Origin of the sequence: Paenibacillus sp. FSL H3-0469 (assembly GCF_038051945.1) — a bacterium.
Taxonomy (GTDB): Bacteria; Bacillota; Bacilli; order Paenibacillales; family Paenibacillaceae; genus Paenibacillus_AQ.
The window spans coordinates 776,134-791,588 of the sequence record NZ_CP150302.1 but is presented as its reverse complement, the minus strand read 5'-3'; the positions used below and the strand labels follow the sequence as shown (position 1 = coordinate 791,588).

The following is a 15,455-nucleotide window of genomic DNA, read 5'->3' as shown; positions in this document are numbered from 1 at the left end:
GAAATCCGGATTAAAGAAATCATAGCCTATGACAATAAAGAGAGGGGCTAAGGATAGCCGCTCTCTTATTAAAAGATAAGAATGTATATGCTTCGTGCATTCTACTTGATTAAGCCCGCTTCAGTAAATTGCTTGATGACTGTGTCCTTATATTTCTGCATGTCAAACTTGGTCTCCAGCGTATTGAGAAAATCATCCCAGTTTTCCAGCGGATCTTTGCCGGTCATAAATTTAACCAGGCTTTCATTAATAAAACGTTGACGGTCTGTTGCCAATGTATCGTTCGGGTCCTCGGTCAATAAATTCCCGGGTAACGTAGGCGCTACGTATTGCTGATTGTTCTTAAAAGCTTCAGCCGTCTTAGGATTTTGGAAGCTGAAGTACTCAGCATCATCGCCATGACGCGGCATTCTGTAATGATCAACCCATAGATATTTTTCTTTCATTTCCTTCGATAATTCGGAGGTTTTATTCTTGATCTTACCATCTATCACATCCCAGTGAATCCCTTTAATTCCGTAGGCGAAGTTCGGATAGGCTTCCTCGTCCGTAAAGAGATAATTCAGCATGGCCAAGATCCGTATGATTTGTTCCTCATCCGCTTTTTTGGAGATGGCCCATGAATTACCCTGGAACGATTTTCTCTCTACAATCTGATCACCATAAGGACCTGTCATTGGAGGAATGACGATCCATTCCGGGACTTCTCCGCTGATTTCTTTCATTTTCTGCTGATAATCCGGCTCCAGCCTGCGGGCATCTCTGATCATGAAGCCGACTTTGCCCTTAAATAACTTTTGGTCCAGCAATTCGGGAGTATTCATCGTCACCCAGTCCGGATCTACCACTTTGGCCTCCATCATTTTATAAATATAAGCGAGCGCTTCTTTCATTTTGGGATCGGTAAACAGGAACACCGGCTGGTTGTCCTTCACATCAATGGCCGAAGGAGGATTGACGCCGAACATCCACATCAGGCTATCGAAGCCATAGGTTTGCAGATTGCCTTCTTTATTCATACCGCCGATGAAGCCGTACGTATCGTTCTTGCCATTACCATCCGGGTCCTTCTCTGTAAAGGCTTTCATAACTTCAAATAACTCGTCAGGGGTCGTTGGCACTTCCATGTTCAGCTTTTTAAGCCAATCATTGCGGATAAAGAAGCTGCGGCTGATCCCATTTACATTATCATAACCTGGAACGCCGATGGTTTTGCCTTGATAGGACATCGCTTCCCAGGAGTCGTCGCTGAATCGTTTCTGTAGTGCCGGAAATTGATCCAGATACGGTGTCAAATCGGCAAGAACGCCTTGATCATAATATTGCGCGAGATCAGCCCGGCTTTTTAAGAAGATCAAATCTGGAATATCTCCTCCGGCAATCAGCGTATTTAATTTAGTCGTTGCTTGCCCGGATTGCGGAATCATCATTTCGAGGTCGATATTCACTGCTTTTTCCAGCATTTGGCGCTGGATATCTTCATCACGGGGAGGAATCGGAGCAGCCGCGTTGAAGGTGCCTTGGTTAAACATCGAGATTTTTAATTTGGTTCCATAGGGATTCGACTCGTCTTGCGAATTACTCTCGGCTGTCGATTTCACTTCTTTTTGTTCCCCGCATCCAGACAATACCGTTCCCACCCCCACGATTGCTGTCAGAATAGCAGATGTAATGACTCTACGCTTCATAATGACCTCTCCTTTGCTTCTATATTATCACGGTTTCCCCGTAACAACTCAGGTTGGATTGCCTTTTACCCTTTAACTGATCCCAAGAGCACACCTTTTGTAAAGTGTTTTTGCATAAATGGGTACACGATCAAAATTGGAATCGTCGTCACAACAACGGCGGCCATCTGCACAGCGAACGTACTAACCGCCCCGGAATTGGCAAGCGAATCAGCGCTTTGGGTGGCGACATTAAGCAGGATGTTGCGCAAGATCACTTGCAGCGGCATTAAACTGGAATCATTGATATATACAATAGCGTCGAAATAACTGTTCCAGTGACCGACTGCGTAGAATAAGGAAATGGTGGAGAGAACGGGCATGGACAAGGGTAAAATGATCCGCCATAGCGACTGAAGCTCACTTGCACCGTCTACCCTCGCGGATTCCTCGATTTCAGCAGGCAATTGCTCGAAGAAGCCTTTGATAATCACCAGATTAAATGCACTGATGAGCTGCGGAATAATCAATACCCACGGACTGTTTAGCAGTCCCAGCGAGCGGATTAATAAATAGGTCGGAATTAAACCTCCCCCAAACATCATCGTAAAGACAATGAATAGTAAAAATGGGCTTCGCCCCGGTAAATATTTTTTGGATAACGGATAAGCCGCTATTACCGTAAAAACCACATTCAGCAGGGTGCCGACAATCGTTCGGAACAAGGTGATTTTATACGCCTGCCCGATCCCATGAGATATGAATACTTCTTTATAGGCTAGAAAGGTAAAGGTCTCTGGAATAATAACAATGCCTCTTCTTAACACTTCCGATTCTGGCGTCATAGACACAGCAACCACATACAGAAAGGGAAGTAAGCAAAGTAAGGATAGCAAAATAAGAAGACAATAAACGATAGCTTGCCAGACTTTTTCCCCGGTTGTCATATGAATCATATTGAATACCACCTCACCAAATTTGCCCGTCGAATTTTTTTGCAAGCTTATTCGCTGCCAACACTAGACCAAATCCGATGACAGCTTTGAACAATCCCACAGCGGTAGCGAGCCCGATCTTAAGCCGCTCAAGCCCTTCACGGTATACCCAGGTGTCGATAATGTCGATCTTCTCCTGATTAAAGGTGTTGGCGAACATAAATATCTGGTCAAAGCCTGCATCCAGAATATGGCTTAACTTAAGGATCAGCATCAGGATCATGACTCCGCGAATACCGGGAAGTGTGACATGCCATAACTGTCTCAGCTTGGAGGCGCCGTCCATCCGGGCCGCTTCATATAAGCTAGGATCGATTCCTGCTAATGCGGCAAGGTACAATATCGCTCCCCAGCCAATATCCTTCCATATTTCAGATAAAATGATCAGCAGTCTGCCCCAGGCAGGCTCCGTTAGAAAGGAGATGGGTTCAACACCGAAATCCTTCATAATCATGTTAATCAGACCATCACCTGGGGCTAATAATGCCACCATCATTCCATACACAATGACCCACGACAGAAAATGGGGCAAATAAGTAATCGTTTGTACGATTTTCTTAAACCATTGGGTATACACTTCATTGAGCAGCAAAGCAAGCAGGACAGGAGCAGTGAAGCCGAACAATAGCTTATACAACGAGATGATAATCGTATTTCTCATGATGTCCCAAAAATAAACGCCGTTCATAAAATCCGTGAAATTTCTAAATCCCACCCACGGGCTATCCCATAGGCCCAAAGCAAGGTTATAGTTTTTAAACGCAATCACGATTCCCGCCATAGGAATGTATTTGAATACGGCAAAGTATACTAGTGCCGGGAACAAGAGCGCGTACATCACTTTATATTTTTTTATCGTCCTTATCCATGAATTCCGCTGTTTGGGGAGGGGAATGGCGTCCGCTGCCAATTTTGCTTGCATCTCATCACCTCGTCTTTGTTTATATGGGTATAATAGCATCCCCCTGTATGGATGAATTTCTGTGATTTCAAGAATTTCTTATAAGATATTAATCTGAATTTTGAATGAAGGCTGATTACGAAAAAACCCTCTGGACGCTAGGTTAGCGTTTCTGAGGGTTCATCCAATATATATTATTTCAGGCTAAACCGGCTGCCTGAGTACCGTGAGACAAGCGGAATTACACTAATGAAATACACTACAGCCAGTAAGGCAATGACGACAGCTAAGCTCCAGGGGTCCGGACGCAGCAAGAAGGCTACAAGGAAACCAATCGAACCCAGGCTATTCAGCCAAGTAAACAAAGGGTTACTCGTTGTCATATCCGGGATATAAGGCTGGAGGAGGTAATACAGCAGTAAATGATGTACCGACGTGCGAATAATGCTTAATCAGCTTGTGACGGTCACTCTCTTCTATAGACATTAAGTCGAACAGCGCGTCTATATCGTCGCCCCGGTCTGCAATCGCTGCCTGCACTAGTCAATACAGGCTTATCGCCAAAGCCTTTGGTTAAGTACTCTACAACCAGCTGCAACCCTGTAGGTTCCTGTATCAGGTTATCTGTTGTAATCTTTAACACACACCACCTGTTCATGGGGCAGGGCCTGTAGAAATTTTTTTTAATTAAGCGTTACTACTGTAGTAGCTCCTTGATATCACTTGCTTCATGTTCCTCCAGCAGCTGCTTCAGCTTCTGGCGTTGGCGTTTTTCCCGTTGACGGCGTTCTTTGTCCTCCTCCTTGAGTGCCTTAAGCAGGGAGAAGCACATGCCGATCAGGACAATGGCAAAAGGCAGCGCTGCTACAATGGAAGCGGTCTGAAGTCCGCCCAACCCGCCGCTAATCAGCAGGACTACAGCGATGGAGGATTGCAGAATCCCCCAGGTCAATTTGACTCTTGCACTTGGGTTAAGCTTGCCGTCTGAGGTCAGCATGCCCAGTACAAAGGTAGCCGAATCGGCTGATGTAATGAAGAAGATCATAATCAGGATCGTAGCTATGAACGATACTATGGTGCCTAAGGGCAGTTGCTCCAGCATGACGAAGAGGGCTGTCGTAGTATCTCCTTTGACGGCTTCGGCCAGTTGGACAGCGTCGAACAACTCCATTTGCATGCCGGTTCCGCCAAATACCGAAAACCAGAGGAAGCCGAACAGACTCGGTATAATCAGCACGCAAATGACAAACTCCTTAATGGTTCTTCCCCTGGATACCCTCGCAATGAACGTTCCGACAAAGGGTGCCCAGGCAATCCACCAGGCCCAATAGAATAAGGTCCAGGCCCCGACCCAGGTCCCTTTGGAAAAAGGCGTTAGTCTCAAGCTCATATTGACGATATTTTGCAGATAGCTGCCTAATGTGGTTGTAAATGTATCAAAAATAAATGAGGTCGGACCTGTGATCCATACGAACAGCATCAACAGAACGGCGATGACTAAGTTGGTGTTACTGAGGATCTTGATCCCCTTGTCCAGACCACTGGTAGCTGAGATGAGGAACAGCACGGTCACTACAGCAATAATTGCAATCTGAGCGCCTACCGTGTTCGGAAGCCCGAATAAATAGTGCAACCCTCCATTAATCTGTAGAGCCCCGAGGCCAAGAGAGGTCGCTACTCCAAAAATAGTGGCAATCACCGCTAAAATATCGATTGTTTTGCCCAGCCAGCCGGAAACTAGCTTCTCCCCCAGTAAAGGGATGAAGGCGGAGCTGATCAAGCCTTTATACCCTTTGCGGAATTGGAAATAGGCAAGCGTCAGTCCGATGACGGCATAGATGGCCCATGGATGCAGTCCCCAGTGGAAAAAAGAATACCGCATGGAGATCCGAGCTGCTTCTGTCGTCCCTCCCGCTACGCCCTCCGGCGGAGATAAGTAATGGGACAACGGTTCAGCCACTCCCCAGTAGACAAGCCCGATCCCCATCCCTGCGCTGAATAACATCGACAGCCAGGATATCGTGGAATATTCCGGTTCATCATCGTCGTCTCCCAGACGAATCCCCCCAAACCTGCTGAAGGCTAAGTAGAAAGTAAAGATTAAGAAAAATAAAGTCGCCAGCAAATAGAACCAGCCGAAATTATGAATGGAGAAATTGTACGCAGCATTAGCTGCAGCTGCCATCTGATCAGGCGCTACAGCTCCCCATATTGCAAAAATCGCTACAATGGTAATTGAGATGATAAAAACCATAAATGAACCTCCAGTGATTATATATGTATAATGGGCAGAACGAAAACCCTCAGAACGCATTAGAGGCTTCCTGAGGGTCTATCCATTGTCTTTTCCTTCAGGGTCCTGCTCAGTTCTGTCTGTTCTCCACCGATTTCATCCGGTTCTGGTCGTCAGGCACCCGGTCATTGCTGAATTCCTGACCTGCTTCTACTTCCCCGCCTTCGGATACAGCCCGGGCAAAGTTACTGAACTGTCTCTTTTCCTCATCCTGCTCATGCTTCAGCTTCAAAAGCTCCTTAGGGTCCTGAGTTGTCATTGTGCCAACCTCCTGAGAAATCAAATCTTCTTGTATATTTGCACTATATAAGTTTTTGCATTATACCCCTGTGCTTATGCACGAAATTCTCCGAAAACTTAGACCCCGGATCTTTCCAATTATTCATTAACTCTATGAAGCAATAAGGAATCAGGAAGACCCAGTAAGAAAGAGCCCGCTCATTGCAGGCTCTCACTCCTTCAAGTGTTCGGGTAAAGCACAAGGCCGGCCGTCAAATATAATATTCGATATGGGCTTCATCGTACTTCGTCGGATTGGGCTGCGGAATACAGGTAACGGCCAATGCTGCGAGTCCCATAACGCTTATACAGGCGAACGACGCCCGAAACGCGGTAAGTAGTCCTGCCTCCGGGAAAATATTCTGGGCCAGACGGTAAAGTGTCCCGCCCAGCGTGACGCCCATGCCCATGCCGATGGTCCGGCTCATATTAAGCGTTGCTCCAGCCACGCCAAGCCGTGCCGCCGGTACGTTGCCCATGACATTACTGTTGTTGGGCGGCGTAAACAGGCCCATGCCTCCGCCCACCAGCCCCAAACCGAGCAGGAGCCGGGCAATGTCGCCATCACTGCGAATCGACGCCAGAGCGGCACAGCCTATCAGTAGCGCAACAATACCGGTAATAGCGGGCAGCCGGATGCCGAACCGGTCCGCGAGATAGCCCGAGACCGGCGTCATTAGCGTCATCCCGATCGGAACAAACGACAGATACAGTCCCGCACGGATAGAATTGGCATGGAAGACAGCCTCCATCAGAAACGGACTGAGCAGCAGCACGCTATACATGACGGTAAAGGCTAAGAACCCTGTCAGATTTCCACGGATAAAGATGCTGCTGCGGAACAACGCCAGGTCCATCAGCGGAACGGGCGCATGCTGCTCTTCCCGGATGAACGAGGTCAAGGCCAGCAATGCACTGAATGACCCGATTAATATAACCGGTGAAGCCCAGCCGAGAGCGGTTCCGTTATTAAGGATATAGACCAGAAAAACCAGAAACGGAATGAGGAATATCATCCCCCAAAGATCGAACGATTCCCTCTTCTTGGCATTATCTTGCGGAAGCAGCAGAATCCCGAGAATCGTCCCGATGATCCCGATAGGAATGTTAATGTAGAATAGCCAGCGCCAATCTCCCATGGCCAAAAGTCCGCCGCCGATAACCGGCCCCAGACTGAGACCGATGCCCTGTGCACTGGCCTGGATTCCGATCGCTTTGCCCCGATGCTGCGGCGGGGTCGCGGCCGTAATGATCGCTACGCTGTTCGCCTGGAGCATCGCTGCGCCTACAGCCTGCAACACCCGGGCAAGCAAAAGAACGCCAAAGGTTGGCGCCAGCCCGCAGAGTAATGAACTGATCAGGAATACTGTGAATCCGCCGGTGTACATCCATTTGCGGCCCAGCATATCTGCTAACCGGCCGAAGGGAATGACAAGCGATGCTAGTGTGAGCAGATATACGAGGCTGATCCACTCCACCGTTGCCATGGATACATTCAACTGCGCAACCAGGGACGGCAGAGCCAGATTGATGATGCTTGCGTCAAGCGCCGCCATGAATGCGCCGATGCATACGGTTGAAACGACAAGCCAGTGATAGCCCTTGCGGGCCGACAGAGACTTAGGAGGGCTATTGTGGATGAACTGGGATGGACTGATCAAGCTGTTATCCTCCTTTTTGTAGTGAATATACCACTTGGATTGTTTTCACACTTTAATGATTTTAACATGAATTACTTTGCATTAGGACTTAAGGAGGAACAAAAGATTGATTATTCCGTCACTTTTAACAGCACGCCATCTTTATTCTCATAGCTCCTCTTTTCATTTTTGACGATTTTGTTCATGATCTCTTCTTCCAGGTTAATCCCCAGAATCTCCGCCAGTCCAATCAGGTAGATGGCAACATCCGCCAATTCTTCGCCGAGGTCGTCTTTCTTCTTCCGGTAAGCATCGCAGGCTTCTGACAGTTCGCCGTGGGTCAGGCAGAATTCCTGATAAATATCAGTAACATTGAACCCCTTCTCCAGCTTGTTCTGATACACTCTCTTTTGAAGTTGTAGTAAATCAATCATTGTATCCACCCCTATCTTCTGTCTTATTGAACTAACTTATTGAACTTATCCTATATGCTTGCGCAAATGCACTAGCGACATGGGCTTGATCCGCTGGGCTTCGGTGATATTCTCATACAATAGTTGGCTCTTGCCGGCCTGGGCAAACGACTCACGTAAGGCTGCAATCCTTCCTTTTTTGAGATCAAGGTACTGGAAGTCCACCTGCTTCAGATGCTTCATTGCGGTCAAAGGCTCTAACTCCTTCGCAGTCACGGCTGCAGAAATCTCTCTTAGCTGTAACATTTCAAGCTGCGTTGCGGTCCATAAAGGGTCAATATCCTCCAGAGATTTCATGTTATCGAGTTCAAGCTGTATAAGCCCCGGCATATTAGAGAAGTCACACAAAGCCTCGACCTTCGGCAAAGATAAGTGCAGGTATGTAAGATTGCTCATGGACTCCAGGGCATCTAGCTCCGTTAAGTTACGGATAGCCGCCAGACTCAGCATGGGGACTGTAGAATCTGCAAGCGTATCCAGTGACCCTTTCAAGATGGAGTCATGAATGAAGAGGCACAGCAGCTTCGGTAACCGGCGGAGAAACTCCAGCTCATGAATCGTAGTCCGCAAGACTAAGGTATCCAGGCTGGAAGCATCGCCTATCGGCGTTAAGTCCTGAAATTGCCCATGGACCGAGAGATATTGCAGCTGCTTGAAGCTTGCGAGGAAGCTTAGGTCTATAGGTTTTTTGGCCGTAATGGATAAAAACTGCAGCCGCGCCAACTTGCCAAGCACACTCAGATCCACAGTATGAAACAGATTCAACTCTATGGCTGTTATGTGCCGTAGTTCCGCTAGAGTCTGTAGCAATTCCTCCGGATAGCGCACTTTCTTGTCCGCTTGGCTAATCGACAAGACCAGATCCGGGCGCTCGGCAAATACATGCTGATCTAAGTCCAGCAGATCCTGAGGCTTGTCCACATCGATGACATACGAAATAAGCGCCCGCTGTCTGAGCTCCTTCACCGCCTGATCCATTTTACCTCTTGTCCAAGGTGCACCATTCATTGAGCTAGTCCATACTCCCATTCCCGTGATCCCCCATTCCTTCGGATATAAAAAGTCCCGCCTGTTTGTGGCAGACGGGATTTTGACTTAGCCATACTTATTGAGCGGCAGCCTTATAACTTGCGTGCCACATAAATGAGATTCATTCCACTATCTAGCGTGCCCGGCAGTTTGGTGAACGCAATTTCCTGTTCGACAATCAGCTTCCAGAATTCCTGGTCAGCCCGGGCGTTCTCTAAGGCAGCGTCTCCAGCTTGCGTATATAGTCCGGCAGAGCTTCTCTCCAGAATATTAACCGGAAACCGGGCTAATAAAGCATCTAATTCAGAGCTTCTCATCATGTGGATGTAATGCTTGCTCGGAACGGGATAATGCTCTTCATCTTGAATTCCTGTGTTCATGATCCATCTTGTAGCATCAATCCCGAACTGGTCTTTCTCATAGCGGATGCCCTCCAGATAATACATGGAAGCACCGATGAAGCTCATCGATCCCAGGATCAGTATCCCGCCCGGCTTCAGTACTCTCAGGAGCTCCCGGATACCATCTGACTCTTTGTCCAAGAGATAGTTAATGACACCGCCGATACATACCACAGTGTCGAACGTACCCTCTTCAAACACGCTCATATCCAGCACATCTAGTACATGGTATGCCTTGATTCTGTCCGCCAGGGACAGCTCTTGCATTTTGGACTTGTTGAATTCAATCTGATGGCCCGACAGATCAGCGACGGTCAACTCAGAACACATGGTCACGATGTCCTTGGTATACCTGCCTGAACCTGCGCCAATCTCCAGCACTGTATCTGTAGGATGGATGTAACGCTGAAGAATATCCAGATGCACCTGATACAAAAGCTCGCCGGGACCATCCTTCGTAAGCCGTGTCCATTCACGGTCACCATAGTTGTCATACCGGGTTCTCGGGATTTCGGGGTTGTAGCTCATGAAAGCCTCTCCTTTTCATATTCAATTGGAACATCGGAGTAATACCGCTAATGTCGCTAATATCGCCTGCACTCATACAACCACCTCCTCCTTGGAATCCGTCTGCTCCTATTATACTAGGCCTCGTTCCATTTGGCATCCTAAATTTCCCAGACCGATCAGCCGGATGATTATCGAAGTTGCTACTAGGGCTATACCAGGGAACTGACATGGGCCACTTGCCGAACGGTATCCAGAATAATCGGGGAATGGCTGTCGTTGGTCAGAATGACCAGGGTATCCCCTGCCTGAAGCACGAGGCTTCCGGTAGGAATGATTTCGTCAGTTCCTCTTTTGACGGATACGATCAGGCAATGGTCCGGCCATTGGTATTGGCCTATGCCGGTTCCATCCAGCATCGAGCCTTGATGCACAGGGATCTCCAGAAGGATTTTATTTACATCTGTATGATCCACAGCGTCTTTCCCGTGCAGGAATCTCTCCAACAGCACTTCATAGACGGGCAAGGAACGGAACCATTCAGCCGTCATATAAGCGGTAAGACATACAATACCGATCGGAAGCAGGTTCGTAAAGGAGCCGGTCATTTCCGTAATCAGAATGATGCCGGTGATCGGAGCCTTCAAGCTTGCTGTCAGCAGGCCGGCCATGGCGGCAATCAGCAAATAACCTTCATCCAGCGTATGGCCTCCCAGCAGGCCGTTGGCAATTTGACAGTATAGGGTACCGATAAGCCCTCCGAGAACAAGCATTGGCAGGAAGATCCCGCCGGGTGCAGATGAACCGTAACTGACGAGGGTGAACAGGAATTTCACTACCAGCAGAAGCAGCAATACCTTTATAGGATAGGGGCTTGCGACCAAATCGTTGATTAAGCCGTTTCCTCCTCCTAGAACTGCCGGGAATGTCAGTCCAAGCACACCAGCCAGCACGAAAGGAATCACCGGCCGGGCTTGTGCCGGCATCCACTTCGCTCTGGCGTACAGATCCTGAAAGAAGTATAAGCCCTTATTAAAGCCGATGCCTGATATGCCAACCAGCATCCCCAGCAGCACCAGATGATAATAACTGGACAGCGGCAGCAATCCCATCCCAGAGAAGTTGAACACGGGGGCGAGTCCGAAGAACTCTTTGGATATAAAATCAGCCACCAGCGACGAGGTCAAGGCGGAGATCATAATCAGCGGGGAGAAATTCATGTGCACCTCTTCCAGGGCGAAAATAACACCCGCGATAGGCGCATTGAAGGCGGCTGCAAGTCCCGCGCTGGCCCCGCATGTAATCAGGATGTGCGCCTCTGTCTTCGATTTGCGGAACACACGGCTGAATCCTTCGGCGATCAGAGCGCCGATCTGAATCGATGGTCCTTCCCGTCCCAGGGAGAGACCGGCTCCGATGCTGACCGCACCGCCAACGAATTTGGCGGTGACCGCCTTCCACCAGTTAAGCTGGAGCCGGTGCTGAAGCACGGCCTTTACCTGGGGAATGCCGCTTCCCGAAATGCCGGGCTGCTTCTTAACAAGCATTCCTGTACACCAGCCAGCCAGAACCAGAACCGCCAGCCAGAATGGGACCGCCCATAGATGGTTTCTCTGATACTGATAAAAAATTAAAGATTGCTTAAGTGACTCCTCCAGCACAAAACGGAACATAACAACCACCGTACCTGATAGTATGCCTACGGCTATGCCGCCTGCCAGAAGCCGGAATTTGAAATCAAACCAAGTATCCAGCTGTTTGCGGATCGAATGCTGATTCAATGCACAGACCTTCTTTTCATTTTTTTGACATAGCTATTATGCTAACAGTATGAACTTATAAAATCCATGATTTTTGTGCCGCGAGTCAAAAAGAGCCTGCTGACAGCAGGCTCTTCCGGTTACCTATATTATACTGTAATGCCGGATTGCGCGCCGTGACAGCTTACACAGCCACTTTAACAATGTCCGGATAAAAAAGACAACACTTATTCCAAATTCAAAATCTCAATCTCACCCGGAGCATAGGATTGTTCGGCGTAATTCTCTCCCCAGTTACAGAGTAATCTCAGAACGGGTTCGAGGGATTGCCCCAGCTCTGTCGTTGAGTATACCACCTTAGGCGGTACTTGATTGTACATGGTTCTGCGGATTAACCCGTCTGTCTCCAGTTCCCGGAGCGTTTGGATTAGCATCTTTTGCGAGATATTATGAACAAGCCGTTTAAGCTCCCCTGTCCGCTTGGGTCCTTTGATTAAATAATACAGAACAAGCCCCTTCCACTTCCCTCCGATCACCTCTAGCGTTACTTCCAGTTCACAGTGAAAGATTTTCATAACAATCCATCATCTCCCGGGTTGATACACACACGTTAAGCTGATTTAGATTTGAGCCACTCCGCCGTCTACGAATAATTCAATGCCATTCAAATAGCTGCTCTCCGTAGAGGCCAGGAACATGACAGCATTTGCGATCTCTTCTACCTGCCCAACTCTGCCGAGCGGGATATCAACTTTGGCCTGTTCGAGGTAATTCTCAAGTTCGGAGCCAAACAATTCATCGTATGCCGGTGTGACGACTGAACCCGGACTAAGGACGTTCATCCGAATCTCCGTCCCTTTCATATCCAGAATCCAGTTGCGGACGAGCTGTCTGATCGCTGCTTTGGAGGCACCGTAGATACTGAACGCCGGGACCCCGGACGAGCCGGCCGTAGAGCCTGTCAGGATAATGGAACCTTTTTGGTTAGGGAATAAGGGTAATGCCTTTTGTACGGTGAAAATAGTTCCCTTGACGTTGACATCAAAAGTCTTGTAGTAGTGGGCTTCCGTAATTTCGCCTAACGGCAGGAATGACCCTAGTCCGGCATTGGCAAAAAGAATGTCCAGGTGCCCCTTTTCCCGCTTTACTGTGTCGAATAAGGTATCCAGATCTTCCAGCTTTGAGACATCCCCTTGAACGCCTGTAACATTCTTGCCAATCTGCTGAACGGCTTCATCCAGCTCACGTTGTCTGCGTCCTGTAATATACACGTAAGCCCCTTCTTGTACGAACTGTTGTGCCGCCGCCAGCCCGATGCCGCTTGTCCCTCCGGTTACAACTGCTACCTTCCCGTCAAATCTGCCCATACTATTATACACTCCTTTTATGGTTTGTAGTTCCTATGAACGCTAGTATGGGGGAAAAGTTACAAGAAAAACAGTACCCACTTTTTTGTGATATAGTCACCAAAAGGTGATAATTGAGTCGGTCTAAGGCTAGATTAATCTGCTGAAGCGCTAAATCTTCTGCTTCTCCACCATCCTATAATACACTCCCTGCTGGGACAGTAATTCTGCCGGACTGCCCTGCTCAACAATGAGGCCCTTATCCACGACTAGAATAACATCTGCATTCTTCACAGTGGACAGCCGGTGTGCGATCACCAGAATCGTCTGCTTCCCCTTCAGGCTCAGCAAGGTATCGTTCAGGTCACTTTCCGTCAAGGCGTCCAGGGCCGAGGTGTACTCATCCAGCATGAGGATACGGGGTTCACTCATGAATGCCCGTGCTAATAGAATCCGCTGGACCTCGCCGCCGGAGAGATTGTCTCCATGGTTCTCCACCTGCTTGTCATACCCTTCTGGCATGGCTTGTACGAATGAATTCACTTGGGCAAGCTCAACAGCAGTGCTGAATTTGCGCCATGTTTCTTCGTTCATGTCTTCCTTTTGCAGAGGATAAATGATGTTGTCCATAATGGACTTGTTCCATAACACTCCCTTCTGCGGGGAATAGCCAACATATCTTCTTAGTTCATGGATGTCCAGTTCTTGGATCGGAACCCCGCCCAGGCAGATTTCCCCTTCATCCGGCTCTATGAACCTGTGTATCAGCTCGAATATCGTAGATTTCCCTGAGCCGCTTAATCCAACAATCCCCACGAAGGTTCCAGGCTGAATGTCCAGATTAAAGCCGGTGATCCCAAAAGAATCTGCCGGAGCATACCGGTAGGAGACATTCCTCATCTCCAGGAGAGGGACACGGTGATAGCCGGGAGCTGTAGCTCCTGATGAGATTTTCTCCAGTTCAAGGATGTCATTCAGGTTATTAATAATGACCCTCATGCGGTTCCTATCAACGTTCAGCGTAAACAGCGACTTGAAAATGCTATAAAGCCTTGGAAGGATTATAATGAAGGCCAGCAATGTGCCTGGTGAGATGCGCCCTTTCAGAATCAGGAACAGACTATAGCCGTATATGATACCCGTAATGATGGAAATGACCGTATCCGCGACCAGGTTCAACACCACATGATGAAATAGCCTGGACCGTCTGGAGTTCTTCCACATCTCGTCATTCCAGTCGCTCCACCGCTGCTGCTCCGCCTGATGTCCGTTACATCGGTGGACCGCCTTCAGATTCGTGAAGAAATCATTCAAATAATGGATGCCCTTCTCCAAAAGGCAATAGTATTCCTTATCCAGCCGCTCTGTTTTACTCCTGAAACGTCTGAAGCCATACATACATAGAGGAAACGAGAGGATGGCCGCGAGCGTAAGCTCCGTACTCATTGAGAACATGATCCATAGGGTAGCGATCAGCAGGATCGTATTCGAGACGATGGACATCAGGGTATCCACCACGAAAATTTCACACAGCATCCCCACCTGTAAGGTGATCCGGTTAATGATTTCCCCCTTGCCGATACTGTCCATGTTTCTTGGCCGGGTCTGGAGTATGTCAGTGAACAGCCGCAGGCGCAGATTCTTGGATAAATGGTTGCCCAGCTCATTATTGTAGTAAGTGGTGACGCTGTTCAAGGCGGCGTAAACCACGGGAATAAGAATTAGCAAAAGCATGGAGAATGCAGCCGTACCGATCTGCTTGCCTGGCAGAATGTCATCGAACAGATCTTTGAACAGGCGGGGCTGAAGCGTCGAGACAAATGCGGCTACTATATTGAAGAATAGAATCATAACAAGGATTCCCTTACTATTAGACAATATCTCCTTAATCAACGTACGGGTCGGATTCATAAGCCGCAAAACCTCCTTCAAAGAGCGCAGCTTATGTAAGCATACCGGACAGGGAAAATGAAGTTAACCTGTCTAATAATAGGTAATCACCTGTCAAATTATAGGATCATTAAAACGGAATAAAATCACCCTGCGGGTGAAGGATGCGGGTGTCTTCTCTCACCGGCCGCTTGTAAGGAGCAGGATTGTTGCACTTTTGGCAGGATTTCCTAAACAACCAAATAGGCCAGCGTCCGCTAGGAATCGCTGGCTT

13 protein-coding genes are annotated in these 15,455 nt (G+C 48.3%); all 13 read right to left on the bottom strand.

Annotated elements, in window-relative coordinates:
* Window positions 1-101 precede the first annotated feature (101 nt).
* Window positions 102-1,688, bottom strand: a complete 1,587-nt coding sequence (locus NSS83_RS03285) for an extracellular solute-binding protein (RefSeq protein WP_341347653.1) — start codon at window positions 1,686-1,688, stop codon at window positions 102-104.
* Window positions 1,689-1,753: 65 nt separating this feature from the next.
* Complete coding sequence (locus NSS83_RS03280) at window positions 1,754-2,623, bottom strand: carbohydrate ABC transporter permease (protein WP_341185762.1); 870 nt, start codon at window positions 2,621-2,623, stop codon at window positions 1,754-1,756.
* Window positions 2,624-2,636: 13 nt separating this feature from the next.
* Window positions 2,637-3,584, bottom strand: a complete 948-nt coding sequence (locus NSS83_RS03275) for an ABC transporter permease subunit (RefSeq protein ID WP_341186804.1) — start codon at window positions 3,582-3,584, stop codon at window positions 2,637-2,639.
* A 676-nt stretch (window positions 3,585-4,260) separates the two neighbouring features.
* Window positions 4,261-5,817 (bottom strand): BCCT family transporter, encoded by a 1,557-nt coding sequence (locus tag NSS83_RS03270; RefSeq protein ID WP_341347652.1) that lies wholly within the window; start codon window positions 5,815-5,817, stop codon window positions 4,261-4,263.
* A gap of 109 nt (window positions 5,818-5,926) precedes the next feature.
* On the bottom strand, window positions 5,927-6,115 hold the full coding sequence (locus NSS83_RS03265; RefSeq protein WP_341185764.1) for a hypothetical protein: 189 nt from the start codon (window positions 6,113-6,115) through the stop codon (window positions 5,927-5,929).
* 232 nt (window positions 6,116-6,347) lie between these two features.
* Window positions 6,348-7,796 carry an MFS transporter gene (locus NSS83_RS03260; RefSeq protein WP_341185765.1) on the bottom strand — a complete coding sequence of 483 codons (1,449 nt, stop codon included), beginning with the start codon at window positions 7,794-7,796 and terminating at the stop codon, window positions 6,348-6,350.
* Window positions 7,797-7,906: 110 nt separating this feature from the next.
* A complete protein-coding gene (locus tag NSS83_RS03255) occupies window positions 7,907-8,209 on the bottom strand; it encodes a MazG-like family protein (protein WP_341025366.1) in 303 nt (100 codons plus the stop codon).
* A gap of 45 nt (window positions 8,210-8,254) precedes the next feature.
* Window positions 8,255-9,277: a hypothetical protein gene (locus NSS83_RS03250; RefSeq protein WP_341347651.1), complete on the bottom strand. Its 1,023-nt coding sequence runs from the start codon at window positions 9,275-9,277 to the stop codon at window positions 8,255-8,257.
* A 92-nt stretch (window positions 9,278-9,369) separates the two neighbouring features.
* Window positions 9,370-10,206: a class I SAM-dependent methyltransferase gene (locus NSS83_RS03245; protein ID WP_341347650.1), complete on the bottom strand. Its 837-nt coding sequence runs from the start codon at window positions 10,204-10,206 to the stop codon at window positions 9,370-9,372.
* 191 nt (window positions 10,207-10,397) lie between these two features.
* The gene (locus tag NSS83_RS03240) at window positions 10,398-11,966 is read right to left on the bottom strand and encodes a ClC family H(+)/Cl(-) exchange transporter (protein WP_341347649.1); all 1,569 of its coding nucleotides are present in this window, start codon (window positions 11,964-11,966) and stop codon (window positions 10,398-10,400) included.
* 206 nt (window positions 11,967-12,172) lie between these two features.
* The gene (locus NSS83_RS03235; RefSeq protein WP_341185769.1) at window positions 12,173-12,520 is read right to left on the bottom strand and encodes a winged helix-turn-helix transcriptional regulator; all 348 of its coding nucleotides are present in this window, start codon (window positions 12,518-12,520) and stop codon (window positions 12,173-12,175) included.
* Window positions 12,521-12,565: 45 nt separating this feature from the next.
* Window positions 12,566-13,312: an SDR family oxidoreductase gene (locus NSS83_RS03230; protein ID WP_341185770.1), complete on the bottom strand. Its 747-nt coding sequence runs from the start codon at window positions 13,310-13,312 to the stop codon at window positions 12,566-12,568.
* Between the two features lie 150 nt (window positions 13,313-13,462).
* On the bottom strand, window positions 13,463-15,202 hold the full coding sequence (locus NSS83_RS03225; RefSeq protein WP_341347648.1) for an ABC transporter ATP-binding protein: 1,740 nt from the start codon (window positions 15,200-15,202) through the stop codon (window positions 13,463-13,465).
* Between the last annotated feature and the right edge of the window lie 253 nt (window positions 15,203-15,455).

Coding starts and splice junctions, on each gene's coding strand:
- NSS83_RS03285 (WP_341347653.1), bottom strand. CDS start 1,688: ATGAAGCGTAGAGTCATTACATCTGCTATTCTGACAGCAATCGTGGGG.
- NSS83_RS03280 (WP_341185762.1), bottom strand. CDS start 2,623: ATGATTCATATGACAACCGGGGAAAAAGTCTGGCAAGCTATCGTTTAT.
- NSS83_RS03275 (WP_341186804.1), bottom strand. CDS start 3,584: ATGCAAGCAAAATTGGCAGCGGACGCCATTCCCCTCCCCAAACAGCGG.
- NSS83_RS03270 (WP_341347652.1), bottom strand. CDS start 5,817: ATGGTTTTTATCATCTCAATTACCATTGTAGCGATTTTTGCAATATGG.
- NSS83_RS03265 (WP_341185764.1), bottom strand. CDS start 6,115: ATGACAACTCAGGACCCTAAGGAGCTTTTGAAGCTGAAGCATGAGCAG.
- NSS83_RS03255 (WP_341025366.1), bottom strand. CDS start 8,209: ATGATTGATTTACTACAACTTCAAAAGAGAGTGTATCAGAACAAGCTG.
- NSS83_RS03250 (WP_341347651.1), bottom strand. CDS start 9,277: ATGGGAGTATGGACTAGCTCAATGAATGGTGCACCTTGGACAAGAGGT.
- NSS83_RS03245 (WP_341347650.1), bottom strand. CDS start 10,206: ATGAGCTACAACCCCGAAATCCCGAGAACCCGGTATGACAACTATGGT.
- NSS83_RS03235 (WP_341185769.1), bottom strand. CDS start 12,520: ATGAAAATCTTTCACTGTGAACTGGAAGTAACGCTAGAGGTGATCGGA.
- NSS83_RS03230 (WP_341185770.1), bottom strand. CDS start 13,312: ATGGGCAGATTTGACGGGAAGGTAGCAGTTGTAACCGGAGGGACAAGC.
- NSS83_RS03225 (WP_341347648.1), bottom strand. CDS start 15,202: ATGAATCCGACCCGTACGTTGATTAAGGAGATATTGTCTAATAGTAAG.